Genomic DNA, 1,671 nt, shown 5'->3' with positions numbered 1-1,671 from the left:
TTTTTATACGATTCCATGCCATCTCTTCGCACGTTCCTGATAGCGATTTTCGTGTTCTCCGCAGATTTTGACAAATCTTTAGTTATCTCTTTTCTTCTCTCTTCGGTCAAAGGAGGGAAAACGATACGCAGAACTTTGCCGTCGTTTGCAGGTGATAGCCCGATCTCGGCAGCTATAATCGCCGCTTCTATGTCTCCAAGAGAGTTGATGTCGAACGGTTGTATCAAAAGCATGCGCGGCTCAGGGACAGAAACTGTCGCAACAGACGTTATCGGCGTTGGCGAGCCATAATAATCTACCTCAACCTTGTTCAATAGCTTCGGGTTAGCCCTGCCGACGCGGACGGTGCTATAATCCTCTTCCAAAATTGATATCGCTTTGTCCATTTTTGATTCAAATTCCATTTATATCTTCGCTCCCTTTTTCTGCTTTTTTATAGGGATATTTTATCATACGAAACCTTTGTTGTCAACTTTTATTTTCCCAATGCCGCCCAAGTTTTCGCGCCGACAACGCCGTCTTGAACTAATTTCTTAGATTTTTGAAAAGATATAACTGCCTCTTTTGTCTTCGCGCCAAACACGCCGTCCACTGTAAGTTTCGCTCCGTTCACATTAAGCGCAGCCTGCAGAATTTTCACACTCGCCCCCGAGCTACCCTGTTTTAATTCTGGAAAAGTCGTAGGCGTTGCACTGCTTGTTGCGCCACCGGAAATGTTCCCAATAGGATATTTGGTTGGCTTTTTGAATCTTGTGACCGACGAGTTGTATTTAACCTTTTGATACCCGCCGTTTTTGCCGTTGCCGTTCTCTTCATAAACATACCCGTCGATTATAATAAAAGTATGCCCATATTTTGAATTATCCGTCGAGCATACGTATACTCCTGTATCCGTTTTTGCAGTTAGCCCCATTTTTTTAGCATTGTTTGCGACGTCTTTGCCGTTTCCCATGGCTGGAATTTTTTTATCCCACACAAACGCCAAAAACGCTTTCACGCCGTCGACGCATTGAACGCCGTTAACTCCGTCATAATCGACCTTTTTGCCAAGTTCTTTTTTAAACCATTCTAAGCATTGTTGTTTTGTTTTCATTATTTCGCTCCTCTATTTTCTTTTTTTATTATTAAAATATTCAGTCGTGTTCTTCGTGCTTGAGTATAACCCCGAAGCAGTTAGCCCAAGTGTTATGCCTGCTAATATCTTTGTTCCTATGTTTGCGGTCGCCGACACCATAAACTGCAGCCCTATACCAATCGCTATGCTAAAACACGGCAATAACTTTTTAGGCACGCCAAGCTGCCCGATTATCCCGCAAAGCCCAACTACAACGGCGGATAAAGATATGTCTGTAATCTGGTTCATTCTCTCCTCCTTAATCTAATATATGCTAGGTATTATATCATCTTACCTATATGTCTTGGTCGATTTTGAAAACCATACGCAAAATTTGCTCTTTTTCTTGCAAATAGTGCAAAATTTTTGCTCAAAACGGTTGACATTAAAAATAAATAGTGATATACTTTGCTTAATGTTATTAGGTATAGACTTCGGCGATAGTAGGACAGGGCTCGCAATCTCCAGCGGAGTAGGCGATATGGCTCTCCCTCTTTATACTATTTTCGAAAAGTCTCATAACAAAATAATCGATGAAATTATATCGGTTATAAAAG

General features: G+C 41.5%; 4 protein-coding genes. 1 reads left to right on the top strand and 3 read right to left on the bottom strand.

All coding sequences use genetic code 11. From position 1 onward, the window contains the following. From frr to ACYVTD_RS12335, 3 genes are all read right to left on the bottom strand, one after another. On the bottom strand, window positions 1-404 hold a 404-nt coding region (gene frr, locus ACYVTD_RS12345; RefSeq protein ID WP_461248055.1), incomplete at its 3' end, for a ribosome recycling factor. Between the two features lie 71 nt (window positions 405-475). After that, complete coding sequence (locus ACYVTD_RS12340; protein WP_461248054.1) at window positions 476-1,093, bottom strand: peptidoglycan-binding domain-containing protein; 618 nt, start codon at window positions 1,091-1,093, stop codon at window positions 476-478. A 12-nt stretch (window positions 1,094-1,105) separates the two neighbouring features. Further along, a complete protein-coding gene (locus tag ACYVTD_RS12335; protein ID WP_461248053.1) occupies window positions 1,106-1,363 on the bottom strand; it encodes a hypothetical protein in 258 nt (85 codons plus the stop codon). Window positions 1,364-1,385: 22 nt separating this feature from the next. Between ACYVTD_RS12335 and ruvX the strand changes: the two genes are divergently transcribed. After that, a partial coding sequence (gene ruvX, locus ACYVTD_RS12330) for a Holliday junction resolvase RuvX (protein ID WP_461248052.1) occupies window positions 1,386-1,671 on the top strand: 286 nt, incomplete at its 3' end.

This window comes from Treponema sp. R6D11, from assembly GCF_054786075.1.
This window is presented reverse-complemented; position numbering and strand designations above follow the sequence as displayed.

Coding starts and splice junctions, on each gene's coding strand:
- ACYVTD_RS12340 (WP_461248054.1), bottom strand. CDS start 1,093: ATGAAAACAAAACAACAATGCTTAGAATGGTTTAAAAAAGAACTTGGC.
- ACYVTD_RS12335 (WP_461248053.1), bottom strand. CDS start 1,363: ATGAACCAGATTACAGACATATCTTTATCCGCCGTTGTAGTTGGGCTT.